Origin of the sequence: Citrobacter sp. CK199 (assembly GCF_030333285.1) — a bacterium.
Taxonomy (GTDB): domain Bacteria; phylum Pseudomonadota; class Gammaproteobacteria; order Enterobacterales; family Enterobacteriaceae; genus Citrobacter_B; species Citrobacter_B koseri.
In genome coordinates this window covers 58,650-84,775 of sequence record NZ_JAOWGF010000021.1, presented here as the reverse complement: position 1 = coordinate 84,775, position 26,126 = coordinate 58,650, and the positions used below count along the sequence as shown (strand labels likewise).

Genomic DNA, 26,126 nt, shown 5'->3' with positions numbered 1-26,126 from the left:
GTCTCGGTTACACCACCATTCCCAGCAGCAGACACCCAATCAGGCCGCAGACGGAGATAATAGTTTCCAGCATTGACCAGGACTTGATGGTTTCGCCGATGGTCAGGTTGAAATACTCTTTGAACAGCCAGAAGCCAGGATCGTTTACGTGAGAGAAAATGACGCTACCGGAACCGACGGCGATAACCATCAGCTCAGGGCTTACGCCCGTCGTCGCAATCAGCGGCGCCACGATACCACCCGCGGTAATTGCGGCCACGGTGGCAGAACCGAGCGCGATACGCAGTACGGCAGCGATGGACCACGCCATGAACAGCGGAGAAACGTTGGTTTCGTTCATCATGGACGCGATGTATTTGTCTACGCCGCTATCAACCAGTACCTGCTTGAATGCGCCGCCGCCGCCGATGATCAGCAGCATCATCGCGATGATTTTGATTGAGGAACCCAGCGTGTCGTTAATCTGATCCATTGAGCGGCCACGGTTCAGACCGAACGTGAACATCGCAATCAGTACCGCAATCAGCGTTGCCATTACCGGGTCGCCAAAGAACTCAGCAACCGGCAGGAAGGCATGACCTTTTGGCAGCACCATTTCTGCAACGGCGCGCATGGCCATTAAAATAACCGGCACCAGAGAAGTCCAGACGCTGACGCCAAAGCCAGGCATCTCTTCTTCAGTAAAGTTTTTTGCGCTGTACAGACCTTCCGGGATCGGCTTATCGATGCCTTTCAGGAAGCGGGCAAATACCGGGCCTGCGAGAATTACGGTCGGGATAGCCAGAATCGTACCGAACAGCAGGGTTTTACCCATATCGGCGTGGAAGATCGTGGCGATGGCGGTCGGGCCTGGGTGCGGAGGCAGGAAGCCGTGGGTAACGGACAGCGCTGCCGCCATCGGTACGCCGACATACAGCAAAGGAATGCTGGCCGCCGCTGCGATGGTGAATACCAGCGGCAGCATCAGCACGAAGCCCACTTCATAGAACAGTGCGAAACCTACCGTGAAGCCGGTTAATACCACTGCCCACTGGATGTGTTTTTTACCAAATTTGGCAATCAGCGTGGTCGCGATGCGCTGTGCGCCGCCGCAGTCTGCCAGCATTTTGCCCAGCATGGCGCCGAAACCCATAATCAGGGCGAGGCTACCAAGAGTACCACCAACACCAGCTTTAATAGAGCCAATGACTTTATCCAGCGGCATTCCTTGCATCAATCCAACAGCAAGTGCCACCAGGACGAGAGCGATGAAACCGTTCATTTTGAAGCGGATCATCAGGAGTAATAACAAAATTACACCGATAGCGACGATGACTAATGGCATGATTTACCTGGCCTTTCATTTGTTATGGGTAACGTCGGTGTGTCGACGAAAAATTCCGCTTGTCCCAACCGGGAACAGAAGCGTAACGGCACCAACACTGATTGACTTTAACACTATCTGGTTTAGTCGGCTGTTATGGGGATGTTTGGTGCCCATATGAATGATACGGGTAACATATAGCGATTGAGAATCACCCTGGCAGGCAAAATTTAAATTATGAGAGGCAGGTCATGTTATCGGAGGAGAAAAGCGGAAGATATCATCACGCCGGATGGCGGCGTAAACGCCTTATCCGGCCTACGGGATATACATTGTAGGCCCGGTAAGTGACGCGCCACCGGGCAAAACGCCGGATGGCGGCGTAAACGCCTTATCCGGCCTACGGGATATACATTGTAGGCCCGGTAAGCGACGCGCCACCGGGCAAAACGCCGGATGGCGGCGTAAACGCCTTATCCGGCCTACGGGATATGCATTGTAGGCCCGGTAAGCGACGCGCCACCGGGCAGAATCTTAGTAGTAAGAGTGCTCGCCGCGCTGGTGTTCGGTCAGATCGCGAACGCCTTTCAGCTCAGGGAATTCATTCAGCAGCTGCTTCTCGATCCCTTCTTTCAGGGTCACATCGACCATCGAGCAACCGTTACAGCCGCCGCCAAACTGCAAAATGGCGTAGCCTTCGTCGGTGATCTCCATCAGAGAGACGCGACCGCCGTGACCGGCAAGCTGCGGGTTGATCTGTGATTGCAGCATGTACTCCACACGTTCCATCAGCGGCGCATCATCAGCAACCTTACGCATTTTGGCGTTTGGCGCTTTCAGCGTCAGCTGAGAACCCAGCTGATCGGTGACGAAATCGATCTCGGCATCTTCCAGATACGGCGCGCTCAGTTCATCAACATAAGCGGTCAGCAGGTCAAATTTCAGGGCAGTGTCGCTTGCTTCCACGGCGTCCGGCGGACAATAAGAAACGCCGCATTCAGCGTTAGGCGTACCGGGATTGATCACAAATACGCGGATTTGTGTCCCTTCTTCCTGATTTGCCAGCAGTTTGGCAAAGTGCGCTTGTGCAGCATCGGAAATATGGATCATAGTAATGGCCTAATAGTTGACTATTTTACTTGGTTATAATACGCCCATCATCGAGGCTCTACAAGGTTCGACACAGGCACCATACCTGGACAGTCGCCGCGCCGTTGCGCAAAAGCAGCTGCGCGATCTCCGCGACGGTACTTCCGGTAGTGATGACATCATCCACAATGACCATATGGAGTCCCTGTACCGGCAATTCAAGGCGAAACGCATTTTTCAGGTTATGTTTGCGCAATCGGGCGCTGAGATGGTGCTGAGTGGCGGTGGCGCGAAGGCGCGTGACGCTTCGGCTGTCCCAGCCGCAGCCCAGCCAGCGCGCCAGGGGGCGACACAGCAGATCGCTTTGGTTAAATCCCCTGCGCCAGTGACGGCGCTGCCAGAGCGGCACGCTGACTAAGCGATCCGGTAGCGGAAGCGTCGATGCGCGGTGCGCGTGTAAGACTTCCAGCAACAGCAGGCGTGAAAGGGCGGCGGCGACGTCGCTGCGGCGAGAGAATTTTAGCTGGTGGATAAGTAAACTCAGCGGCGGTACGTAGTCGCTGACCGTCACCAGACGCTGCCACGGCGGGGGTTTTTGCAGACAACGCCCGCAGGGAATGGCGACGTGCGCAGCGGGTAATCCACACTGCGGGCACAGGCTGACGCGGCGACGCGCCGCTCTCGTGCAAACCGAACAAATCCCCCAGTGACTCAACGCCAGCGGCATTCGGCATAGCCAGCATAATCCCGGTACTGTTAGCATATGTTCATCCTTGTTAGCCAAAAGAGAACAGTAACTGATGAATGACATCTGGTGGCAGACTGAAGGTCAGGGAAATTGCCATCTTGTGCTGCTGCACGGATGGGGACTGAATGCGGAAGTGTGGAATTGCATTCGTGAGGAACTCTGCGCGCATTTCACGCTGCATCTTGTCGATTTACCCGGATTTGGCCGCAGCCAGGGTTTTGGCGCGATGTCGCTGGAGCAGATGGCGAAGCATGTGCTGAAACAGGCGCCTGATAAAGCCGTCTGGCTTGGCTGGAGTCTGGGAGGGCTGGTGGCGAGCCAGGTGGCGTTAACCCATCCTGAACGCGTTCAGGCGCTGGTGACCGTCGCATCATCGCCCTGTTTCAGTGCTCGCGAAGCGTGGCCGGGTATTAAGCCGGATATCCTGGCGGGATTTCAACAGCAGCTCAGCGAAGATTTCCAGCGTACGGTGGAGCGTTTTCTGGCGCTGCAAACGTTAGGCACCGAAACCGCGCGTCAGGATGCCCGCACGCTGAAAAGTGCCGTGCTGGCGTTGCCGATGCCGGAGGTTGCGGTACTGAACGGTGGGCTGGAGATATTGAAAACGGCCGACCTGCGCGAGCCGCTTAAATCGCTGACCATGCCGTTCCTGCGTCTGTATGGTTATCTGGATGGTCTGGTGCCGCGCAAAGTCGTGCCGATGCTGGATGCCGCATGGCCGGAGAGTGAATCTCAGGTGTTTGCAAAGGCCGCCCATGCGCCGTTTATTTCGCATCCCGGCGAATTTTGTCAGGCGTTGATGGCGTTAAAGCAGAAGATATAATTATTGTCTATGCAGTGCCGGATAGCGGCGTAAACGCCTTATCCGGCCTACAGGTTAGCTACCGTTCGCCATCCGGCAGAACGTTAACGCAACGTCCACCACTCCCGGAGACAGGCTTTTCCTTCCGGGCAGCTTTTGCAGCTACCGGACAGGCAGCCGTCGGGATCTTCCTGAATCCGCACGGCCCTGCCCATATTCTCCAGCTGATTCAGCATCGCGTCGATCATCGGCTGCGGCGTATGCAGCGTGCGGCTAATCTGCATTGCCTCCATACGCCCCTGCAAAGCCAGTAAATCACGAACCTGAATAAGTGACGCCATTGTTCTCAACCTTAGTGACAGTTGCCGACAGGGCTTGCGCAGCAGGCGCTGGCCGTTTTACGCGTTGCCAGCAGTTCGATATCCACCCGGCTGCGGGCGCGTCGTAACAGCCCCAGCACCACGATGTTAAACAGGATGACCGCCAGAATGCAGACCAGGCTATAGGTCGGATGCTGGCTAAAGCTTGCAACCTGATAGAACAGGGTAGACAGCGAGTAGGCGATATTCAGCCCCCACAGAATCGAGAAGCTCATCCAGCCTCGGCTGGATTCACGCGCGATAGCCCCCATCACCGAGATGCACGGTACATACAGCAGAACGAAAATCAGATAGCTGTATGCGGCAGCGGCGCTGCCAAACTTCGCGTCCATCACGCCCATCGCCCCGGTCGCCATTTCACCGTCGCCTTTGCTGGCTTCGATTGGGTTAGCCAGTACGCTAAGGCTGAAGGTGTCTTTCAGGCTTTGCCAGGTTTCATCGACCGCGCCCAGCAGCTCGTCGCCGAGATGGAAGTCAGCCGGATTAAACTCTTCTTCCTGAATATTTTCAGCGGTATAGAGGGTGTTCAGCGTCCCTACCACCACCTCTTTCGCCATTGCGCCGGTGAACAGGCCAACGGTCGCCTGCCAGTTATCTTCATGAACGCCAATCGGTTTAAAGACAGGCGTAATCACGCGGCTGATGGACGCGAGCGCAGAGTCGTTGATGTTATCGACGATTTTTCCGCTCAGGGAGAAGCTGTTAAACGCGCTGAGGAAAATACTGACGATGATGATGACCTTACCGGCACGCAGCACAAAGCCTTTCAGGCGTTGCCAGGTCTGGATCACCAGGCTTTTGATGTGCGGCACATGGTAGACCGGCAGTTCCATCACGAACGGAGAGGCTTCGCCGCGCATAATCGTGTGTTTAAGCATCAGGCCGGTCAGTACCGCCATCACGATACCCAATACATACAGCGAGAAAACCGCCAGCGCGCCGTTTTGCCCAAAGAACGCGGCGGCAAACACGGCGAAAATCGCCAGACGTGCGCCGCAGGACATAAACGGCGCCATCATAATAGTCATCAGGCGTTCACGCGGCGCGTCCAGGGTACGGGCGCCCATCACGGACGGGACGTTACAGCCAAAGCCGACAATCAGCGGCACGAACGATTTACCCGGCAGCCCCAGCGCCTGCATCAGACGGTCCATAACGAACGCCGCGCGCGCCATGTAGCCGGAGTCCTCCAGGAAAGAGAGGAACAGGTACATCATGCCGATCTGCGGCACCAGCGGCAGAACGGTATTGATACCGCCGCCCAGCCCCTGCGCGAGGAAAATGGTGAGCCAGTCCGGGAAATGCAGCGTGTAGCCGATCCACTGTATGCCGTGTATAAAGAGCGCCACGGAACCCACGTCGAACAGCGGTTGCAGCGCGCCGCCAATGTTAATGGCGAGCAGGAACATCAGGTACATGACGAACAGGAAAATCGGCAACCCGAGGAAACGGTTCAGGATGACCTTATCTACCGCTGCGGTGAAACGGCTGGGTTCCGCCGTCAGGGTGTTGCTGACCACGTCGCAAATCGCGGCGATGCACTGATAACGCGCATCGGCGATGTGCAGCGCCGGGTCATCCATCTCTTTACTCAGGCGAGTGAGCGACGCCTCAAGGTTTTGCGCGGCATTACCGGCGTAAACGCGGCTGTAGATATCGCCTTCCAGCATCTGCAAGCCCAGCCAGCGGCGCTGTTGCGCCGGCATATCCGCCGCCATGACGTCGGCCAGCGATTCGGCCTCGCGCAGCAACGGCTGAGCATAATGTACCAGCTCAACGTTTTCGTTTTCTTTATAGCGATCGATAGCCAGTTTCAGGGCTTCAATCCCACGGCCGCGTGTGGAAACCAACGGCACAACCGGGCAACCAAGGCGTGCGGACAGCGCGTCGATATCAATGCGAACCTGCTGTTTCTCCGCGATGTCGAGCATGTTGAGCGCCACAATGCAGGGAATGCCCAGCTCAAGCAGTTGCAGCGTCAGGTAGAGGTTGCGCTCAAGGTTAGAGGCATCCACCACGTTGATCAGCAGGTCTGCGTCGCCGCTCAGAATGTAATGGCAGGCGATTTGTTCATCGAGGGAAGTTTGTGACGAAATGGTGGTCAGTGAATAGGTGCCGGGTAAATCGACCAGCGTGACCTGATGGTCGGTTGTTGCGAACTGACCTTCTTTGCGTTCAACGGTAACACCCGCCCAGTTCCCCACACGCTGACGCGCGCCGGTGAGCTGGTTAAATAATGTTGTCTTGCCGGAATTTGGATTACCAATTAAACCAATGGTTAATTTTTTCATTTTTATAGACTCACCGAATTAACAGGAAACCGCTTCCACTTCTAATAACGCCAGATCTTTCTTACGTAATACCAGGCTCACGCGGCGAGTTTCGATATGAATAGGATCGCCTAATGGGGCGACGCGCACTACGTTAAATGAAGAACCTGGCAACATGCCGAGTGAAAGCAGTTTCTGACGATATGCCGGGCTGATTTCATGGGAAAAGCCGGTAATTTTCCACGCCGTGTCTGGAATGAATTGCATAGGGGGCCTACTTGTTTCTCGCTAACTGGACGTATACCTCATGCGCGCTCAGGAGGCGGCATAAGACCAGATGATTAGCCAACGAAAGAAAGATTAAATAATCAACAAGACAATGATAATGAGAATGGTTTTTATCATCAATGATTAAAATGTGACGGAATGTAGAAATGGATAATAAATTGAGTCAGTTTTGACATGGCTCAACATTTATTCGTCTTAAAAAGAACGTGTTGATTTAAACATTATTCAGCGTTGCTAATGTTTAATTAAGGTTTCATCTGTTAATGAATTGATAATTACCAGTGCTGGCAACAGGCGGGTAATGAATTAAGCAATTTAATTCGTAAGATTTAATTGTTAATTTCAAATATAACGGCCGGATGGCGGTATAGATACCTCATCCGGCCTACAAGCATAAGGCTTGATTAGCGTTTTTTACCCATTGCGGCCGCCAGCGCGTCCATCATGGCGCTGTTGCCCGCAGGCTGCGCGTCACGACCACGCGGCTTCGCCGCTTTTGCCGCCGGGCGGTTGCCCTGGGCGCGATCGTTGCCGCCGCCGCGACGGGCGTTGGTTTCACCCGGCTGCTCGTCCAGACGCATGGTCAGCGCGATGCGCTTACGTTGCAGGTCAACCTCCAGCACTTTCACCTTCACGATGTCGCCCGCTTTCACCACGGTGTGTGGATCTTCGACGAACTTATTCGACAGGGAAGAGATGTGCACCAGACCGTCCTGATGTACGCCGATATCCACAAACGCGCCAAAGTTGGTGACGTTGGTTACGGCGCCTTCCAGAATCATGCCCGGTTGCAGGTCGTTCATGGTTTCTACGCCATCAGCAAACTGCGCGGTTTTGAACTCTGGACGCGGGTCGCGGCCCGGTTTTTCCAGCTCTTTGATGATGTCGGTAACGGTTGGCACGCCGAATTTGTCGTCGGTGAAATCCACCGCTTTCAAATTGCGTAGCTCGCTGCTGTTGCCCATCAGCGCTTTCAGCGCCTGTTGGGTGGCGGCAAGAATACGCTCGACCACCGGGTAGGCTTCCGGGTGAACGGTAGAGGCATCCAGCGGGTTATCGCCGTGGTTGATGCGCAGGAAGCCCGCGCACTGTTCAAAGGCTTTCGGCCCCAGACGGCTCACTTTCAGCAACTGCTGGCGGTTCTGGAACTGACCGTTTTCATCACGCCAGGCGACGATATTCTGCGCCATCATGCGCGTTAAGCCTGCCACGCGGGTCAGCAACGGTACGGACGCGGTATTGAGATCGACGCCGACGGCGTTTACGCAGTCTTCCACAACGGCATCCAGCTTACGGGCAAGCTGGGTCTGGCTGACGTCGTGCTGATACTGGCCGACGCCGATGGATTTCGGATCGATTTTCACCAGCTCCGCCAGCGGGTCTTGCAGACGACGGGCGATAGAGACCGCGCCGCGCAGCGAAACGTCCAGATCCGGGAACTCCAGCGCCGCCAGCTCGGAAGCGGAATACACCGATGCTCCGGCTTCGCTGACGATCACTTTCTGCGCCGTCACTTTCGGGAACTGTTTCTGCACGTCGAGGAAGAAGCGCTCGGTTTCGCGCGATGCCGTGCCGTTACCAATCGCCACCAGCTCAACGTTGTGTTTTTCGCACAGCGCGGCAACCGCCACCGCAGCTTTAGCCGCCTGACCGGTATGTGGATAAATAGTGTCGGTGGCGACCAGTTTACCGGTACCGTCCACTACGGCGACCTTCACGCCGGTACGCAGACCCGGATCGAGACCCATAGTCGCGCGCAGGCCAGCAGGCGCCGCCATCAGCAGATCGTGGAGGTTGCGGGCAAAGACATTAATGGCTTCATCTTCCGCGCGTTCACGCACGGTGCCCATCAGTTCGGTTTCGAGATGCATCAGGACTTTGATGCGCCATGTCCAGCTCACCACGCCTTTGCGCCAGCTATCCGCCGGAGCGTTGTTCAGACGCAGGCCGAGGTGATCCTGGATGATCTGCTCGCAGTGGCTCTCTTTGGGCGGCTCATCGAATTGCGGGTCGGCATTCAGCGACAGTTGCAGCACGCCTTCGTTGCGGCCACGGAACATCGCCAGCGCACGGTGTGAAGGGACGGTGGCGATCGGTTCGTGATGATCGAAGTAATCTCGGAATTTCGCCCCTTCCTCCTCTTTGCCGCTTACGACGGTCGCGACCAGATGGGCGTTCTTCCACAGATAATCGCGCACTTTCGCCAGCAGCGCCGCGTCTTCGGCAAAACGCTCCATCAGAATATAGCGCGCGCCATCAAGGGCTGCTTTGGCGTCCGCCACGCCATTGTCAGCGTCGATGTATTTTGCCGCTTCCGTTTCCGGGGTGTGGGACGGGTCTGTCCACAGCAGGTCGGCCAGCGGTTCAAGTCCGGCTTCGATGGCGATTTGCCCGCGCGTGCGACGCTTGGGTTTGTAGGGCAGGTAGAGGTCTTCGAGTTCGGTCTTACTTAACGTGCCGTTGATGGCGTTAGCCAGCTCATCGGTCAGCTTGCCTTGCTCGGAAATGGACTTGAGAATGGCCTGACGTCTGTCTTCCAGTTCACGCAGATATCCCAGACGGGTCTCCAGATTACGCAACTGCGTGTCATCCAGCCCGCCGGTGATCTCCTTACGATAACGTGCGATAAACGGCACGGTGTTCCCTTCGTCAAGCAGGCGAACGGCAGCGTCTACCTGTTCGGCGCGTGCCTGAATTTCACCCGCGATAATGCGGCAGAAAGAATCATTCATCATGGATTTAGTTTCATCTGAGTAAAAAATCAGGGGATAGTTATACGGATTGACTGGCAAAATTGCCAGTCATCAGCGGGGGCTTCGGATTGTTCCGGCGCTATTTTACGTATTCGATCTCATTAACGTACCAGCTGGCCTCGCCGGCGGGCGTGTGTACTACCGCGAGATCGCCCACTTCTTTTTTCAGCAACGCCCGCGCCATAGGCGAGTCGATGGAGATGTAATCCTTACGACCGAAAATTTCATCGTAGCCGACGATGCGAAAGCGGCGGATATCGCCCTCATCGTTTTCGATCTCCACCCACGCGCCGAAGAACACTTTGCCTTCCTGCTGCGGGGAATAATCGACGATTTTCAGGTTTTCCATGCATTTGGTCAGATAACGAACACGACGGTCGATCTCACGCAGGCGCTTTTTATTATACTGATAGTCGGCATTTTCGCTGCGGTCCCCAAGACTCGCAGCCCAGGTCACTTTTTTGGTGACTTCCGGGCGCTCTTCCCGCCAGAGATAATTCAGCTCGTGTTTGAGTTTTTCGTACCCTTCCCGGGTAATCAGGGGCGTTTTCATCTCGTTGATTTACCTTTGACTATTTGGCGATGCGCACAATACGTATTACGTGATCGCCGCAGCAGAATAAATAATGTGTCGCAAGATTAATTGTATACTTAAGCTGCTGTTAAATATGCTTTGTAACAATTTAGCCTGGAATTTATACCAGAATTCGCTGGTGACGAACGTAAGCTTTTTTAAGAATACACACATTCAATTGTTGCGAACCTTTGGGAGTAAAACAATGCAAGAGAATTATAAGATTCTGGTGGTGGATGACGATATGCGCCTGCGCGCGCTACTGGAACGTTATCTGACCGAGCAGGGCTTCCAGGTTCGAAGCGTGGCAAACGCCGAGCAAATGGATCGTCTGCTGACCCGTGAGTCCTTCCATCTTATGGTACTGGACCTCATGCTGCCTGGCGAAGATGGCCTGTCAATTTGCCGCCGTCTGCGCAGCCAGAGCAACCCTATGCCGATCATCATGGTGACGGCGAAGGGTGAAGAAGTGGACCGCATTGTGGGTCTGGAGATCGGTGCCGACGACTACATTCCGAAGCCATTCAACCCGCGTGAACTGCTGGCGCGTATTCGCGCTGTGCTGCGCCGTCAGGCGAACGAACTGCCGGGCGCGCCTTCGCAGGAAGAAGCGGTAATCGCCTTCGGTAAGTTCAAGCTGAACCTCGGCACCCGCGAAATGTTCCGCGAAGACGAACCGATGCCGCTCACCAGCGGTGAATTTGCGGTACTGAAAGCGCTGGTCAGCCACCCGCGCGAACCGCTCTCCCGCGATAAACTGATGAACCTGGCGCGCGGTCGTGAATACTCTGCGATGGAACGCTCCATCGATGTGCAGATCTCCCGTCTGCGCCGCATGGTGGAAGAAGATCCGGCGCATCCACGTTACATTCAGACCGTCTGGGGCCTGGGCTACGTCTTTGTACCGGACGGTTCTAAAGCATGAGGCGAATGCGCTTCTCACCGCGAAGTTCATTTGCCCGCACGCTACTGCTCATCGTCACCTTGCTGTTCGTCAGCCTGGTGACGACTTATCTGGTGGTGCTGAACTTTGCGATTCTGCCGAGCCTCCAGCAGTTTAATAAGGTTCTGGCCTACGAAGTTCGTATGCTGATGACCGATAAGCTGCAACTGGAGGACGGCACGCAACTGGTGGTGCCGCCTGCGTTCCGCCGGGAAATCTATCGTGAGCTGGGGATTTCTCTCTATTCCAACGAGGCTGCCGAAGAGGCCGGGCTGCGTTGGGCGCAACACTATGAATTCTTAAGCCATCAGATGGCGCAGCAGCTGGGCGGCCCGACGGAAGTGCGCGTTGAGGTCAACAAAAGTTCGCCGGTGGTCTGGCTGAAAACCTGGCTGTCGCCCAATATCTGGGTGCGCGTGCCGCTGACGGAAATCCATCAGGGCGATTTCTCCCCGCTGTTCCGCTATACGCTGGCGATTATGCTGCTGGCGATAGGCGGCGCATGGTTGTTTATTCGTATCCAGAACCGACCGCTGGTCGATCTTGAACATGCTGCGTTGCAGGTGGGGAAAGGCATGATTCCGCCGCCGCTGCGCGAGTATGGCGCGTCGGAGGTGCGCTCTGTGACCCGCGCCTTCAACCATATGGCGGCGGGTGTGAAGCAACTGGCTGATGACCGTACCTTGCTGATGGCGGGCGTGAGCCACGATTTGCGCACACCGTTGACGCGTATCCGCCTGGCTACCGAAATGATGGGTGAAGAGGACGGCTATCTCGCGGAGTCCATTAATAAGGACATCGAAGAGTGCAACGCCATTATCGAACAATTCATCGATTACCTGCGTACCGGTCAGGAAATGCCGATGGAGATGGCCGATCTGAATGCCGTGTTGGGTGAGGTTATTGCGGCGGAAAGCGGCTACGAGCGGGAAATTGATACCGCTCTGCAACCGGGCAGTATTCAGGTGAAAATGCATCCGTTGTCGATTAAACGCGCGATCGCCAATATGGTGGTCAACGCCGCCCGTTATGGCAATGGCTGGATCAAGGTCAGCAGCGGTACGGAACCGCATCGCGCCTGGTTCCAGGTTGAAGACGATGGGCCGGGCATTAAGCCGGAACAGCGTAAGCACCTGTTCCAGCCGTTTGTGCGTGGCGACAGCGCGCGCAGCACCAGCGGCACCGGGTTGGGGCTGGCGATTGTGCAGCGTATTGTGGATAACCATAACGGTATGCTGGAGATTGGCTCCAGCGAGCGCGGTGGGCTTTCTATTCGCGCCTGGCTGCCGATTCCGGTCGCTCGCGTACCGGGTTCGACGAAAGACGCATAAGAAAAGGGAGGCGAAATGCCTCCCTTTTTGTTTCTCAGCGCCCGGTGGCGCTACGCTTACCGGGCCTACAATAACGTATGCTCCGTAGGCCGGATAAGGCGCAGCCGCCATCCGGCATTGCGCCCGGTGGCGCTACGCTTACCGGGCCTACGACAGCGTGTGCTCCGTAGGCCGGATTAGGCGCAGCCGCCATCCGGTATTGCGCCCGGTGGCGCTACGCTTACCGGGCCTACAACAACGTGTGCTCTGTAGGCCGGATAAGGCGCAGCCGCCATCCGGCGTGTTTTTTTACAGCTTCGGCCCGGCGCTGACCAGCGCTTCACCGGCTGGGGTATCGGTGTATTTCTCGAAATTCTCGACAAACAGTTTCGCCAGCGCGGTGGCTTTTTCCTGCCACTGTTCCGGTGACGCGTAGGTGTTACGCGGGTCAAGAATACGTGTCTCTACGCCCGGCAGCTCGGTCGGGATCGCCAGGTCAAACATCGGCAGATTAAAGGTTTCCGCATTATCCAGAGAGCCGTTCAGGATGGCGTCGATAATCGCGCGCGTATCTTTGATGGAGATACGTTTGCCCGTGCCGTTCCAGCCGGTGTTTACCAGATACGCCTGTGCGCCGGATGCCTGCATGCGTTTGACCAGCACTTCAGCGTACTGCGTCGGGTGCAGCGACAGGAACGCCGCGCCGAAGCAGGCAGAGAAGGTTGGCGTCGGTTCGGTAACGCCGCGCTCAGTACCGGCCAGTTTAGCGGTAAAGCCAGACAGGAAGTGGTACTGCGTCTGGTCAGCCGTCAGGCGAGAAACCGGTGGCAGCACGCCGAAAGCGTCGGCAGTCAGGAAGATGACTTTGGTTGCATGGCCCGCTTTTGATACCGGCTTAACGATGTTATCGATGTGATAAATCGGGTAGGAGACGCGGGTGTTCTCGGTTTTGGAACCATCGTCGAAATCAATGGCGCCATCTTCGCGAACGGTGACGTTTTCCAGCAGCGCATCGCGACGGATAGCGTTGTAGATTTCCGGTTCGGCTTCTTTAGACAGCTTGATGGTTTTCGCGTAGCAGCCGCCTTCAAAGTTAAACACGCCGTCGTCATCCCAGCCGTGTTCGTCATCGCCGATCAGACGGCGTTTCGGGTCGGTGGAGAGGGTGGTTTTCCCGGTGCCGGAAAGCCCGAAGAAGACCGCGACGTCGCCTTTCTCACCCACGTTGGCGGAGCAGTGCATGGAAGCAATGCCTTTCAGCGGCAGCAGGTAGTTCATGACGGAGAACATCCCTTTTTTCATTTCGCCGCCGTACCAGGTGCCGCCAATTAACTGAATGCGTTCAGTCAGGTTGAAGGCCACGAAGTTTTCAGAGTTCAGCCCCTGTTCCTTCCACTGCGGGTTGGTGCATTTCGCGCCGTTCATCACGATAAAGTCTGGTTTGAAATCCACCAGTTCTTCGTCCGCAGGACGGATGAACATGTTTTTGACAAAATGCGCCTGCCAGGCGACTTCCGTGATGAAGCGAACGGAGAGACGAGTATCCGCGTTAGCGCCGCAGAAGGCGTCAACGATGAACAGGCGTTTGCCGGAGAGTTGCTGAGTTACCAGCCCTTTCAGGTGCTGCCAGGTTTCCTGGGACAGCGGTTTGTTGTCGTTCTTGCCTTTGCCTTTGTCGGACCACCAGAGCGTGTCACGCGTGGTGTCGTCACGGACAATGTATTTATCCTTCGGCGAACGTCCGGTAAAGATACCAGTATCAACGGCAACGGCGCCCAGATTCGTTAATACGCCGCGCTCGTAACCTTCCAGAGTAGGATCAAGTTCCTCCTGGTACAGCAGGTCGTAGCTGGGGTTGTAAACGATATCCTGAACGTCATTGATACCATAAGCCTTGAGATCTTGCGGGGTTAAGCTGTTAACGCGCATGTCACTACTCCTTAGCCAATATGTATTACCTGAAATTGTAGGGTTTTTTAGGGTTTGTTAACCGCGACGAGGCTCATAGATTTACGTATCTGGACAAAATCACGATTGACCGAAAACGCTGTGACTCCTGTCACGAAGCGGCGCTTATTATGGCAGAGAACCCTTTTTTGTTGTGGAAAATGTTCTTAAAACGTTAAAAATGAGTGTATTCTGCGGGAATGTTGTGAGTGTAATCGCATTCATGTAAGAAATTTACGAAACCCTTACATATAAAATATCGATTCACCACGAAGGAAAAAATGAACAAAAAGTGCGGAATTTTGCGGGGCAGGCCGGATGACGACGCGGATGCGTCTTATCTGACCTGTAAATGAGTAAGCCTGATGAGCGATTCGCCATCAGGCTTTTTACTAGTGATTAATGCACCTGCGGGTCGGCAGGGGAGGCGTTGTTGCGGATTTCCGCAATGTCCATCGCGTTGAACAGATAGTGGCTGCCGCAGTAATCGCAGTGCATATCGATCTCGCCTTCTTCCGCCAGGATGCTGTCCACTTCTTCATCCGGCAGCGTTTTCAGCGCGCCCGCACAGCGTTCACGAGAACAGGTACACTTGAACTCAACGTCCTGCGGGTCGTAGAGCGTGACTTCTTCTTCATGGTACAAACGCCACAACACATCGTTAGCCGGAAGGGTCAGCAACTCTTCGGTTTTGATGGTTCCGGTCAGCGTCGCCAGGTGATCGAAGTCGTCTGCCTGCGCGTTCTGCGCGGGCATTACCTGTAGCAGCATTCCGCCCGCCGCCGGTTTGCCTTCCACCTCGCCAGTGCGGATGAACAGGCGTGTCGGCAGCTGTTCGGAACGCAGGAAGTAATCTTCCAGGCACGCCGCCAGCGTGTCGCCTTCCAGACCGACCACGCCCTGATAACGCTCGCCTTCTTCCGGTGTAATGGTGATCACCAGATAGCCGTTGCCCACCAGCGTTTTCAGATCCGCGTTTTCCGGCACTTCGCCCTGTACGCGAGCGACGCCGCGCATCTGCTGGTTGTTATTGCCGTTGATCACCGCCAGGCTCAGCGGGCCGTCGCCCTGTAGCTGCACGGTAATGTCACCGGCAAATTTCAGCGTGGCGGTCAGCAGGCTGGTGGCGACCAGCAGCTCGGCCAGCACGGTTTTTACCGGCTGCGGATAGGCGTGGTTTTCGAGGATCTGTTGCAGGGTTTCCGATACGGTCACCAGTTCGCCGCGCACGGCAAAGTTTTCAAACAGATAACGATGTAATTGGTCATGTTGCGGCATAATCATCTCTCTTGCGGGTGACAGTCACTCACTGTCGCCGTGTTTAAATCGTAACAGGTCGCGGCGCTCTTTTTTATCCGGTCGCCTGTCCGGGTGCGGCATGGTTAATGCGTTAAGTTTGCGTGCCTGCGCCATTTTTTCGCGTTTTTCCACGCTCTCCGCTGTTTCTTCATACAGCGTAACGGCTTCGCTCGCCGGACGGCGCTGCTCGGTAATGCCTTTAATGATTACCGTCCGCTCGTCGTTGCCCTGGCGCAGGGTCAGCGTCGCATTCAGCTCGACAATCTTGCCCGGCTTGCTGCGCTGCCCGTTATAGTGCACCTTACCGCCTTCAACCATTTCGCGGGCCAATGCACGGGTTTTATAAAAGCGTGCGGCCCACAGCCATTTATCCAGTCGGACCTCAATAGAGGGCTTTTCTTTCATGGCGTCTCCTTCACATCAGTGAGGGGATCAGTCGGCGGTAATCATTCAACGACGGATGGCGTGCATACTGCTTTTCTGCAATGCCGGAGTCGGGATTGGTCACGCCGAGGCAGTAACGAATGCCGAATTGGGCGGCGGCGTCGAGAATCGGTTCGCTGTCGTCGATAAACAGCGTTTTCTCTGCGCTTATTCCCGTTTCTTCAGCCACTGCGTGCCATAACCGCTGATCCTCTTTGGGATAACCAAATGTGTGGGTGGAAAGTAATAAATCAAGGTGTGATGCCAGACCGGTATGTTCCAGCTTCACCGCCAGGTTATGCGGGTGCGCGTTGGTCAGCAGAATGCGGCGTTTACCGCGGGCTTTTAACGCATCCAGAAACGGCACGGTATCTTCGCGCAGCACGGCGCGCGGCCCCTGTGCCGTCGTCATGGCGCAAATGTCCAGACCCAGTCGTTCGCTCCAGTAATCAAGACAGTACCAGTTTAGCGTATGCTGCACGGCATGATACTGCTGGCGAATATAGTCCTGGGCTTCCTGTGCAGTGATTCCCTGCTGTGCGCCATAGGTTTCCGGCACCAGTTTCTGCCAGAAATAGTTATCGAATGCCAGATCGAGCAGCGTGCCGTCCATGTCCAGCAAAACGGTATCGACGTCCTGCCAGGCAATATCAATATGCATGGGAATTCTCCAGATGAGATTGCCGCCAAATCCTGGCGGCTTTTGCCGGATATGCGCTACAGGGTAGCATACCGTGAGCTGTCAGATGAGGCTTTCCGGGGAGGCGATCAGCTTTGGATTCAGGCAGTTTTCATAATATTCCTGAATTTCCGCCATACGGGTGCGGTTACGCTGATAACGTCTGAACGCCTGAATACCGTTGTAAGCGGCGCTGCCCAGCATGGTGAGCATCAGCAACGTCGTGCCAAGGTAGCGCCATAAACCGGAACGATCCGGGATGCGGTGCAGGCCGATGTGCTGCGTGCCGTTGGCGTCGGTGTAGACACGGGTGACGATCCCTTCGGCGCTAAACGGCGTTTGCATTAACATCTGCGCCAGGCGCTGGAATGCGCCCCACTGTTCCTGCGCGGGGTAATCGTACAGGGACATCGACGGCCACGGCTGATCAACCAGATCGCTGCCTTCATCGCTGATAATCAGGAAGCCGCCCGGCGCGGGGCTGTTAAGCGCCTGTGCGGCGCGCGCGGTTTCACGGGAGATAAACGGCGCGGTTGAGGTCGTCACCAGGTTATCGAGCGACTCCGCGCTGACAGGGCGCAGCAGAACGTTCACGCCGTCAAGTTTGCCCGCATTCGCGCGTTTGACCAACGCGGCCCAGTTTTTGCTATTGCCGAGGTTCACCAGCGCGTTTTTCAGGCGCACGCATTCGTCTTCGGCGGCGCACAGATCGGCGGTCTTTAATACGATGTCGCCGAAATCATCCAGCAATACCATCCCGGACTTTTGAATCGCCGAACGCAGCGACGCGCTAACGCGGGAGTCATCTTCCGGCTTCGGGTGCAGCTGGCGGTTGATGGCCTGGGTCAGCGCTGTGGCTTTGTTGACGAGATCGGACTCGGGCAGCGGCAGCGTCCGCGCGTCATTCCAGATGATTTGCGAGCAATCAAACGGAATAAAAGGGGAGTTCGGCTGCGCAGTCCAGCTACCAGACTGATGGATATTACACATGCCTTTGCCGCTCAGATGCAGCGTATCGCCCACGCGAACTCCGGCGTCGTGGAGCTGTTTAACGCTGGTGGCCTCAATGGTTTGCGCGCCTTTCATCCACGACAAGGTGAATTTGATCGGCATATCCAGCGGGATCCAAAAGAGCAGCATAAACAGCACCAGCAGCGATCCGCCCGCAATAACGGCGCTACGCAGCCAGTGTTGCAACGGGAAATTTTTCACCTCGTCATGCAGGGAGAGAAAACGCCCTTGCCGCGCGACGTGGCGATCCAGATAGATATCAATATCCGTTTGCTGCCCGAGATCCTGTGCGATATAGGGTTGCCAGTGGGCAGGGTAAATCAGGTCAATAATCCCCAGCGAAATATTGTTGATCTGCTCCTGATCGTTTTCGCCAAACAGCCCCCAGCGACGCGGGGTTCCCCGCAGGCAGTGAATCTCTCGCAGCGAGGTTTTAGATGGCGGTGCGAACAGCCCCCAGAGACCTGCGGCGAGCAGCAGAATTGCGCCGCCCGCAATCCACGGCACGAAGACATCCGGCGTAATTAAGCAACAAAAGAACAGCAGGAATGAGGCCACAATCAGCGATGCTTCGCGCAGCCCCGCAGGGCGGCTGAGCGCATACTCTTCGTGAGTTTCCTGACGAATGTTCAGCAGTTCAATTTGCTCGCTCTCTTCGCCACGAATCGACGCCTGGGTGGAGGAGGTATGCTGTAGCGCATAGCCGCGCGTCTCCTGCATATACTCCTGCAACGTGTGGCCGTTAAGCGAGATGACCAAAGGAAGCGTATCGGTATGGATCAGCTCAACGTTATTTTCGTCATTGATGTACTGTTCCCAGAACGGCGGCAAATGAACCTCAACGGAATCAAGGTAATATCGCCATTTATTGGGATCGTCGGTCGTGATGCCATAACGCGTAATGGAATGGGTCAGAATAATGACGTTATTACTCTGGGCATTCAGCGTTAACGACACGGGAGCGGTGCTGGCGCCTGTCGGCCCCGGCACCTGCTGAATCTGACTGAGGTTGTCGAGATAGTTTTCAACCGCACTGCGCTCTTCCGGCGTTAGCTTGCGCGTCGCGGCGTCTGAAAAGGCGCTGATCCAGGGCAGATTCTGCCGCCTGGCTCTTACTCTGAGTAGCCATCCTGCCAGTAGAGAGCAGGCCAGCAAAGCAGCTAAGAAAATCAAAATGGTGCTCATGCTTTCCCCATCTTACTAAGTCTGTCAGGCGTGGTCAGTCGCACCCTGTCGAATAAATGTGATGCTGTGGTTGGCTATCGGCAAGCGTGGAGTTGAACTTGAGCATTTTTACGCGCATCCCAGTGAACGCGGATCATAGCAAACCCACCAAAAGCGGAATATCAGCAAATTCCTGGAGTTATTTCAACCTATTGACTTTTAATTTTAAATGGGAATTAATTTTTACTACGTTACATAAATGTAAATAAACGGCAATTCACATTGCCGAAACCGTGCTGTATATCGCACAATGGCACCAGATTTCACTGCATAGATTCTCACGATGAGCAAATCATTACAAAAACCCACTATTTTGAAAGTTGAAACTGTCGCGAAATCCCGGCTGTTTAACGTCGAAAGTGTGGATCTCGAATTCAGCAACGGCGTGCGCCGCGTCTATGAGCGTATGCGTCCGTCCACTCGTGAAGCGGTAATGATTGTGCCGATCGTAGACGATCACCTGATTCTGATCCGTGAATATGCCGTGGGCACGGAGTCTTATGAGCTGGGGTTCTCCAAAGGGTTGATCGACCCTGGCGAAACCGTTTTTGAAGCGGCGAACCGGGAACTGAAAGAAGAAGTTGGGTTTGGTGCGAACGATCTGACGTTCCTCAAAAAGCTCAGTATGGCGCCGTCCTATTTTTCCAGCAAAATGAACATTGTGATAGCGGAAGACCTCTATCCTGAATCACTGGAAGGCGACGAGCCGGAACCGCTGCCGCAGGTGCGCTGGCCGCTGACGCATTTAATGGATCTGCTGGAAGAACCGGATTTCAGTGAAGCGCGAAACGTCAGCGCGCTGTTCCTGGTCCGTGAGTGGCTGAAGGGGCAGGGGCGGTTGTAATTTATATTGCCGGATGGCGGCTGACGTTTTACCTGGCCTACAACAAAACGTAGGCCGGATAAGACGCCTCAGGCGTCGCCATCCGGCAAAAGATCAAAACAGTTCGTGTGTCTCACCGTTATCGATAATGGTGGTGCCCACCTCATGCACCGCCTGCTGCGTTGGCTGAGTGCCTTCGATAAAGTATTCCGCGCGGCTGTTACCGCCGTTTGCCAGTTGCCCGGTGCTTCTGTCGATATTGATCGTCACGATGCCCGGAGGCGGCGTCAACGGCTCTTCAGGAACCCCTTCCAGCACGGCTTTCATGTAAGCATCCCATGCGGGTTGCGCACTTTTCGCGCCACCTTCGTAACCAGAAATCTGGTCTTTGATCGCCCCGGACGCGGTAGTGCGCCCCAGATCGCGACGGTGATCGTCAAAGCCGATCCACACGGAAGTCACCACGCCCGGGCCGTAACCGGAGAACCAGGCATCTTTCGAGCTGTTGGTGGTTCCGGTTTTTCCGCCGATATCATGACGTTGCAGGTCGCGACCCGCGCGCCAGCCGGTGCCCATCCAGCCGGGTTCGCCGAAGATGTTGCTGTTCAGCGCGCTCTTAATCAGGAAGGCCAGCGGCGTGTTGATCACATGCGGAGCATATTCCTGCATTCCGCTTTGCGCCACTAACGCCTGGTTAGCCTGCTCCAGTTTTGGCATTGGCACGGTGGCGTTTTGCTGCTCCTGAGAGATGGCGACATCTTCAACGTTATTGTTTTCCAGCACGTTGGATTTCTGGGTATCACCGTAAATGACCGGGATATCGCAATCCGGGCAGGCGATTTTCGGCTTCGCTTCGAAGATCACGCCGCCCTGGTCGGTCTCTATCTTGCTGATGAAATACGGGTCTACCAGGAAACCGCCGTTAGACATTACCGCATAACCGCGCGCCACCTGCATCGGGGTGAAGGACGCGGAGCCCAGCGCTAGCGATTCGGTATGCACGATGTTCTGCGCCGGGAAACCGAAGCGTTGCAGATACTCTGCGGCGTAATCCACGCCCATCGCGCGCATCGCCCGCACCATCACCACGTTTTTCGACTGACCCAGACCCTGACGTAAGCGGATTGGCCCGGCATACTGCGGCGGGGAGTTTTTTGGCCGCCAGTCGGAACCGGCGCCTGCGTCCCAGCGGGAAATCGGCACGTCGTTTAGCATACTCGCCAGCGTCAGACCTTTATCCATCGCGGCGGTATAGAGGAACGGTTTGATGTTCGACCCGACTTGACGCAGCGCCTGCGTGGCGCGGTTGAATTTACTCTGGTTGAAGTCAAAACCGCCGACCAGCGCCAGAACCGCGCCGTTTTGCGGGTTGATGGAAACCAGCGCCGAGTTCACATCCGGGACTTGCGCCAGCCACCAGGCATCACCCATCTGGCGAACCCAGATTTGTTGGCCTGTCTGTACGGCGTCGGTCACTTTACGCGGCGTCGGGCCCTGTTGGGTATCCGAACGGTAAGGGCGCGCCCAGCGAACGCCTTCCATCCGCAGCGACACGGAGGTGCCATCAGCGAGCATCGCGGTGGCTTCCTGCGGATTCGCGCCGGTAATGACGGCAGGCAGCAACGGCCCGTAGGTTGGCAGGGCTTTCAGCGTGTCGGTGATTTTTTTGTTGTCCCAGGCGGTTTCGCCTACTTTCCACAGCACGTTCGACGGGCCGCGATAGCCGTGGCGCATGTCGTAGTCCAGCACGTTGTTACGCACGGCTTGCTGTGCCGCCTGCTGAACTTTGCGGGTGATCGTGGTGTAAATGCGATACCCGTCTTCATAGGCGCTTTCGCCATAACGGCTGTACATTTCCTGGCGCACCATTTCCGACAGATACGGCGCTGAGAACGCGATTTCCGGCGCATGGTAATTGGCGTCAATCGCTTCGCCGCGCGCCTGATCGTACTGCGCCTGGGTGATGTAGCCTTCGCTCAACATACGAGACAGCACCACGTTACGACGCGCCGTCGCCCGATCCATCGAGTAGAGCGGGTTAAATGTGGAAGGGGCTTTCGGCAGACCGGCAATCACCGCCATTTCGCTCAGGGTGAGCTGATCGACCGTCTTACCGAAATAGACCTGCGCCGCCGCGCCGACGCCGTAGGCACGGTAGCCGAGGTAGATCTTGTTCAGGTAAAGTTCGAGGATCTCATCTTTGCTCAGCATCTGCTCAATGCGGATTGCCAGGAACGCTTCCTTAATTTTACGCATCAGCGTGCGTTCCGGGCTCAGGAAGAAGTTTCTCGCCAGCTGCTGGGTGATGGTACTTGCCCCCTGTGAGGCATGGCCTGAGAACAGCGCGACGCTGGCCGCACGGAAGATCCCTACCGGATCGACGCCATGATGCTCGTAAAAGCGGCTGTCTTCCGTAGCGATAAAGGCTTTAACCATTTCCGGCGGCATCTGGTCAAGCGTGACCGGGATACGACGTTTTTCGCCATACTGCGCGATCAGCTCGCCATCCGCGCTGTAAACCTGCATCGGAATCTGCAAACGCACGTCTTTTAAGGTCGCGACGTCAGGTAGTTGCGGCTCGATATAGCGATAGAGGCCATAAATCGAGCCTGCTCCCAGCAGGATGCAACATACTGCAAGGATCAATAAATACTTTACGAACTTCACTGGAGATTTCCCATTTAGTGTCATTTGGGCAGTTTATAAACAAACGCGCGGTAGTATAAAGGCAAGCCAGACGCATTGATATACCCGTAAGAGCGACCATTGATAAGGAGATCATAAGCAATGGCTTTCAGGTTCTGGCAAATTGGCCTTCATATTCAGCAGCATGAGGCGCTGGCTGTCGCCGTGATTCGCGGCGCGTCAGGCTGGTCTTTACAACGCTGGTGGCGGGTGCCGCTGGCGGAACGTACCTTCGTTGACGGGCATCTCCGCGAGCCTGAACAGCTCGTCGATGCGCTGCTTCCGTGGCGTCGTTCGCTTCCTCACCGGCATCATATTTATCTCTCTTTCCCTGCCAGCCGGACGCTGCAAAAGCATTTTCCGCGCCCGGAAATGGCGCTGCGCGAACGTGAACAAACGGCGTGGCTGACCGGCGCGATGGCGCGTGAGCTGGATATGCCCCCCGACGCCCTGCGCTTTGACTATCGCGAAGATACCCTGACTCCGGCATTTAACGTGACCGCCGCCCAAAGCAAGGAGGTGACGACCTTATTAACGCTGGCGCAAAAACTGAAAATGCAGGTGACGGCGATTACGCCGGATGCCTGCGCATTACAGCACTTTATTCCTTATCTGCTGGCGCACCAGCAGTGTCTGGCCTGGCGTGACGAAGAGCAGTGGCTGTGGGCGACGCGCTATGCGTGGGGACGAAAACCGCTACAAGAGGCGGCCTGCGCCGACAGTCTTGCCGCGACGTTGTCCATTGCGCCGGAAAGTCTGACGGTGTGCGGCGCGGGCGGCTTCGAACCCTGGTGCGCGGTTGCCATTCGCCAGCCTCCCGTTCCGCCGGAAGGCCATACCTTTGCCATCGCACTGGGATTAGCAATGGGGGCGCCGTGCTGATGAGTCATCCGGTCAACTTTTTGCCCTGGCGCCAGTCCCGGCGGCGCGAATGTCTGCGATTCTGGAGCGTTATGTTCAGCGGTTCACTGCTGCTGGCCATTGCGCTGGCGTGCATCCATGAGGTTACGCTCACGGCGCAAAAACGGGCGGATGCGCAGTGGCCGATCGCAGAGAAAGAGCGCGCGGCCGCGCTGCTGGCGATCCAACCCCGCTTACAGCAGCGGCAGACCGCGTGGCAGCAAGCGTTGCAGCGGCAAACGGAATATGAGCAGACGCGGCGCTGGCAGAGCGTGCTGGAAGGGATGGCGGCGCTGTTGCCCGAGCAGGCGTGGCTAACCCGGTTATCCTGGCAGCAGGGAATGCTGGAACTTGAGGGATACGCGACGACATTTCTCGCGTTAAACACGCTGGAAACCGCGCTGCGTCGTCATCCTGATTTCCCGTTAGCCGGGAGTGGGGCAACGCAGCAGGATGCGCAGGGACGTTGGCAATTTCATTACCCGTTAAAAAGGAGCCTCGCAGATGGCCGCGCTTTTTGACCTCTGGTGCGGGTTATTGCCGCGAACCCGCCTCTTCTGCTGGTTAGGCTGGAGCCTGGGGCTGGGATTACTGGCGTGTTTATGCGCGTTTTCTTCGGGTGCGCAGCAACAGGAGCGGCAACGAACGGCGCTGGCGCAACAGCGGGCGGCTATCGACCGGCAGTGGCGAAGCCTGCGTCAGATCGCCGCATCAATGGATATGTCTCGTTTAGCGTCGGCCAGCAAGCGCGTGCCTTTTTCCCCTCTGGATTTTCAGTGCTCTCCGGTACGCCTTCTTCACTGGCAGCCTTCCGCGCAGGGAGGCGAGCTGGCGCTGGCATCCTCCTGGGAGGCGGTTCCGCAACTGTTCAGTCGGCTGGCGGAGCGTGGCATGCGCATTAACCGCTTTTCGCTTGTTCCGCAGGAGACGGAGCTGCTGTTGACGCTACAGCTGGAGCGGCTGACTGATGACTAAGCGCTGGCTGTTGGTCTGTAGCTGCCTGCTGATGCTGACCGGAATGCGCGACCCCTTCAAACCGCCGGAGGACCGATGCCGGATCGCTGAACTGCCGATGTGGCGTTACCAGGGCGTGGTGAGTCAGGGAGAGCGCCTGACTGGCATTCTCAAAGACAGCCAGCAGAAGTGGCGGCGCGTCGAACAATATCAGGTGCTGGAGAACGGCTGGACGATTTCCCGACTGACGGCAGACAGCATAACGCTTGCAACCGGTAAAGGCTGTGAACCGTCACAGTGGCGGTGGCAACGACAAGGAGAAGTGAATGAAGCGATGGATAGCCGCAGCGTTGATCGCCGTGATGCCCGCCGTACAGGCGGGGAAAGCGCAAAACGTGACGCTGGTGGTGGATGATGTTCCTGTTGTTCAGGTATTGCAGGCGCTTGCCGCGCAGGAGAAGAAGAATCTGGTGGTCTCGCCTGACGTCAGCGGTTCGCTGTCGCTGAGTCTGACGGATGTGCCGTGGAAGCAGACGGTGCAGACGGTCATAAAAAGCGCCGGGCTGGTGCTGCGCCAGGAGGGGAATATTCTGCATGTTCACTCGGTTCACTGGCAAAACGAAAACGCCGCGCGGCAGGAGGCCGAGCAGGCAAGGCTTCGGGCCAACTTACCGCTGGAGGATCGCAGTATTTCTCTGCAATATGCCGATGCCTCCGAACTGGCAAAAGCGGGAGAAAAACTGCTGAGCGCCAAAGGCAGTATGACGGTAGATAAGCGCACCAACCGGTTATTGCTTCGGGATAACAACGCCGCGCTGGCGGCGCTGGAAAAGTGGGCGGCGCAAATGGATCTCCCCGTTGAGCAGGTTGAACTGGCGGCGCATATCGTCACCATAAATGAAAAAAGCCTGCGTGAGCTGGGGGTAAAGTGGACGCTGGCGGACGCGCAACAGGCCGGGTCGCCAGGGCAGGTGACGTCGCTTGCCAGCGATCTGTCCGTCGCGGCCGCCACGTCTCGCGTCGGGTTTAACATCGGGCGCATCAACGGTCGCTTGTTGGATCTTGAGCTTTCCGCCCTGGAGCAGAAGCAGCAACTTGATATTATCGCCAGCCCACGACTGCTGGCTTCGCACCTGCAACCCGCCAGTATTAAGCAGGGGAGCGAAATCCCGTATCAGGTCTCCAGCGGCGAGAGCGGGGCGACGTCCGTGGAGTTTAAAGAAGCGGTGCTGGGGATGGAGGTGACACCCACCGTTTTGCCGAAGGGACGCATTCGCCTGAAACTTCACATCAGCCAGAACGTTCCCGGTCAGGTGCTACAGCAGGCGGATGGCGAAGTGCTGGCGATCGATAAGCAGGAGATCGACACACAGGTCGAGGTTAAAAGCGGCGAAACGCTGGCGCTGGGCGGCATCTTTTCGCGCAAGAACAAATCCGCTAAAGATAGCGTCCCGCTGTTAGGCGATATCCCCTGGCTTGGTTCCCTTTTCAGCCATGATGGAAAAGAGAACGAGCGGCGCGAACTGGTGGTGTTCATTACCCCCAGACTGGTTGCGGCAGAATAATTTATGCCTGAAATCGCGCTGTTTTTGCACTGAACACGTTTCAGGGATTTGACGTGGGGGTGTATTTAGCATACAAGGAGTACCGATTTGAGAGTTGGTTCTTCTCGTCGCTATCCGGCGACGCTGCCTCCGGGGTTGTCTACAATATGTCTTGGT

At 56.2% G+C, this 26,126-nt stretch carries 23 protein-coding genes; 9 read left to right on the top strand and 14 right to left on the bottom strand.

Annotated elements, in window-relative coordinates; all coding sequences use genetic code 11:
• Positions 1-7: 7 nt before the first annotated feature.
• The 3 genes from gntT to gntX all read right to left on the bottom strand — a co-directional run bounded on the left by gntT (position 8) and on the right by gntX (position 3,155).
• Positions 8-1,324, bottom strand: a complete 1,317-nt coding sequence (gntT, locus tag OGX75_RS01755) for a gluconate transporter (RefSeq protein ID WP_012135522.1) — start codon at positions 1,322-1,324, stop codon at positions 8-10.
• Between the two features lie 513 nt (positions 1,325-1,837).
• Positions 1,838-2,413, bottom strand: a complete 576-nt coding sequence (gene nfuA / locus OGX75_RS01750) for a Fe-S biogenesis protein NfuA (protein WP_012135521.1) — start codon at positions 2,411-2,413, stop codon at positions 1,838-1,840.
• Between the two features lie 58 nt (positions 2,414-2,471).
• Positions 2,472-3,155 carry a DNA utilization protein GntX gene (gene gntX, locus OGX75_RS01745; RefSeq protein WP_286450966.1) on the bottom strand — a complete coding sequence of 228 codons (684 nt, stop codon included), beginning with the start codon at positions 3,153-3,155 and terminating at the stop codon, positions 2,472-2,474.
• Between the two features lie 37 nt (positions 3,156-3,192).
• Between gntX and bioH the strand changes: the two genes are divergently transcribed.
• Positions 3,193-3,963, top strand: a complete 771-nt coding sequence (gene bioH, locus OGX75_RS01740; RefSeq protein ID WP_199977306.1) for a pimeloyl-ACP methyl ester esterase BioH — start codon at positions 3,193-3,195, stop codon at positions 3,961-3,963.
• Between the two features lie 83 nt (positions 3,964-4,046).
• Here the strand turns inward: bioH and feoC are convergent, their stop codons facing one another.
• The 5 genes from feoC to greB all read right to left on the bottom strand — a co-directional run bounded on the left by feoC (position 4,047) and on the right by greB (position 10,186).
• On the bottom strand, positions 4,047-4,283 hold the full coding sequence (gene feoC / locus OGX75_RS01735) for a [Fe-S]-dependent transcriptional repressor FeoC (RefSeq protein WP_012135518.1): 237 nt from the start codon (positions 4,281-4,283) through the stop codon (positions 4,047-4,049).
• Positions 4,284-4,294: 11 nt separating this feature from the next.
• Positions 4,295-6,613 carry a Fe(2+) transporter permease subunit FeoB gene (feoB, locus tag OGX75_RS01730; RefSeq protein ID WP_115614350.1) on the bottom strand — a complete coding sequence of 773 codons (2,319 nt, stop codon included), beginning with the start codon at positions 6,611-6,613 and terminating at the stop codon, positions 4,295-4,297.
• Positions 6,614-6,631: 18 nt separating this feature from the next.
• A complete protein-coding gene (gene feoA, locus OGX75_RS01725) occupies positions 6,632-6,859 on the bottom strand; it encodes a ferrous iron transporter A (protein ID WP_012135516.1) in 228 nt (75 codons plus the stop codon).
• Positions 6,860-7,284: 425 nt separating this feature from the next.
• Positions 7,285-9,615 carry a Tex family protein gene (locus OGX75_RS01720; protein WP_012135515.1) on the bottom strand — a complete coding sequence of 777 codons (2,331 nt, stop codon included), beginning with the start codon at positions 9,613-9,615 and terminating at the stop codon, positions 7,285-7,287.
• 97 nt (positions 9,616-9,712) lie between these two features.
• Positions 9,713-10,186, bottom strand: coding sequence for a transcription elongation factor GreB (gene greB, locus OGX75_RS01715; protein ID WP_012135514.1), 474 nt, complete (start codon positions 10,184-10,186; stop codon positions 9,713-9,715).
• A 226-nt stretch (positions 10,187-10,412) separates the two neighbouring features.
• Here greB and ompR point away from each other — a divergent pair, with 226 nt between their 5' ends.
• Entirely contained in the window at positions 10,413-11,132 is a 720-nt protein-coding gene (ompR, locus tag OGX75_RS01710; protein WP_001157751.1) for an osmolarity response regulator transcription factor OmpR, read from the top strand.
• Positions 11,129-12,481, top strand: a complete 1,353-nt coding sequence (gene envZ / locus OGX75_RS01705; RefSeq protein WP_012135512.1) for a two-component system sensor histidine kinase EnvZ — start codon at positions 11,129-11,131, stop codon at positions 12,479-12,481. Before ompR ends, envZ begins: the two co-directional genes overlap by 4 nt.
• A 288-nt stretch (positions 12,482-12,769) precedes the next feature.
• Here the strand turns inward: envZ and pckA are convergent, their stop codons facing one another.
• The 5 genes from pckA to igaA all read right to left on the bottom strand — a co-directional run bounded on the left by pckA (position 12,770) and on the right by igaA (position 19,004).
• Positions 12,770-14,389 (bottom strand): phosphoenolpyruvate carboxykinase (ATP), encoded by a 1,620-nt coding sequence (gene pckA / locus OGX75_RS01700; RefSeq protein WP_115625993.1) that lies wholly within the window; start codon positions 14,387-14,389, stop codon positions 12,770-12,772.
• A gap of 417 nt (positions 14,390-14,806) precedes the next feature.
• The gene (hslO, locus tag OGX75_RS01695) at positions 14,807-15,685 is read right to left on the bottom strand and encodes an Hsp33 family molecular chaperone HslO (protein ID WP_024131015.1); all 879 of its coding nucleotides are present in this window, start codon (positions 15,683-15,685) and stop codon (positions 14,807-14,809) included.
• A gap of 24 nt (positions 15,686-15,709) precedes the next feature.
• Positions 15,710-16,111, bottom strand: a complete 402-nt coding sequence (gene hslR, locus OGX75_RS01690) for a ribosome-associated heat shock protein Hsp15 (RefSeq protein ID WP_047460684.1) — start codon at positions 16,109-16,111, stop codon at positions 15,710-15,712.
• 10 nt (positions 16,112-16,121) lie between these two features.
• A complete protein-coding gene (gene yrfG / locus OGX75_RS01685) occupies positions 16,122-16,790 on the bottom strand; it encodes a GMP/IMP nucleotidase (RefSeq protein ID WP_012135508.1) in 669 nt (222 codons plus the stop codon).
• An 81-nt stretch (positions 16,791-16,871) separates the two neighbouring features.
• Positions 16,872-19,004 carry an intracellular growth attenuator protein IgaA gene (gene igaA, locus OGX75_RS01680; RefSeq protein ID WP_286450965.1) on the bottom strand — a complete coding sequence of 711 codons (2,133 nt, stop codon included), beginning with the start codon at positions 19,002-19,004 and terminating at the stop codon, positions 16,872-16,874.
• A gap of 322 nt (positions 19,005-19,326) precedes the next feature.
• Between igaA and nudE the strand changes: the two genes are divergently transcribed.
• Positions 19,327-19,887, top strand: a complete 561-nt coding sequence (gene nudE / locus OGX75_RS01675; protein ID WP_012135506.1) for an ADP compounds hydrolase NudE — start codon at positions 19,327-19,329, stop codon at positions 19,885-19,887.
• 93 nt (positions 19,888-19,980) lie between these two features.
• On the opposite strand, the gene mrcA is transcribed toward nudE, so the two are convergent.
• Positions 19,981-22,533, bottom strand: a complete 2,553-nt coding sequence (gene mrcA / locus OGX75_RS01670; protein ID WP_047460696.1) for a peptidoglycan glycosyltransferase/peptidoglycan DD-transpeptidase MrcA — start codon at positions 22,531-22,533, stop codon at positions 19,981-19,983.
• Positions 22,534-22,653: 120 nt separating this feature from the next.
• On the opposite strand from mrcA, the gene OGX75_RS01665 reads away from it, so the two are divergent.
• The 5 genes from OGX75_RS01665 to hofQ are packed head-to-tail and all read left to right on the top strand — an operon-like array spanning position 22,654 to position 25,970.
• Entirely contained in the window at positions 22,654-23,433 is a 780-nt protein-coding gene (locus OGX75_RS01665) for a type IV pilus biogenesis protein PilM (RefSeq protein ID WP_286450964.1), read from the top strand.
• Positions 23,433-23,972, top strand: coding sequence for a PilN domain-containing protein (locus OGX75_RS01660; protein ID WP_286450963.1), 540 nt, complete (start codon positions 23,433-23,435; stop codon positions 23,970-23,972). Before OGX75_RS01665 ends, OGX75_RS01660 begins: the two co-directional genes overlap by 1 nt.
• Entirely contained in the window at positions 23,956-24,426 is a 471-nt protein-coding gene (locus tag OGX75_RS01655) for a HofO family protein (protein WP_286450962.1), read from the top strand. The genes OGX75_RS01660 and OGX75_RS01655 overlap by 17 nt, the downstream gene beginning before the upstream one ends.
• Positions 24,419-24,820, top strand: coding sequence for a DUF2531 family protein (locus OGX75_RS01650; RefSeq protein ID WP_373566018.1), 402 nt, complete (start codon positions 24,419-24,421; stop codon positions 24,818-24,820). The genes OGX75_RS01655 and OGX75_RS01650 overlap by 8 nt, the downstream gene beginning before the upstream one ends.
• Entirely contained in the window at positions 24,732-25,970 is a 1,239-nt protein-coding gene (gene hofQ, locus OGX75_RS01645) for a DNA uptake porin HofQ (RefSeq protein WP_286450961.1), read from the top strand. The genes OGX75_RS01650 and hofQ overlap by 89 nt, the downstream gene beginning before the upstream one ends.
• The last annotated feature ends 156 nt before the right edge of the window (positions 25,971-26,126 follow it).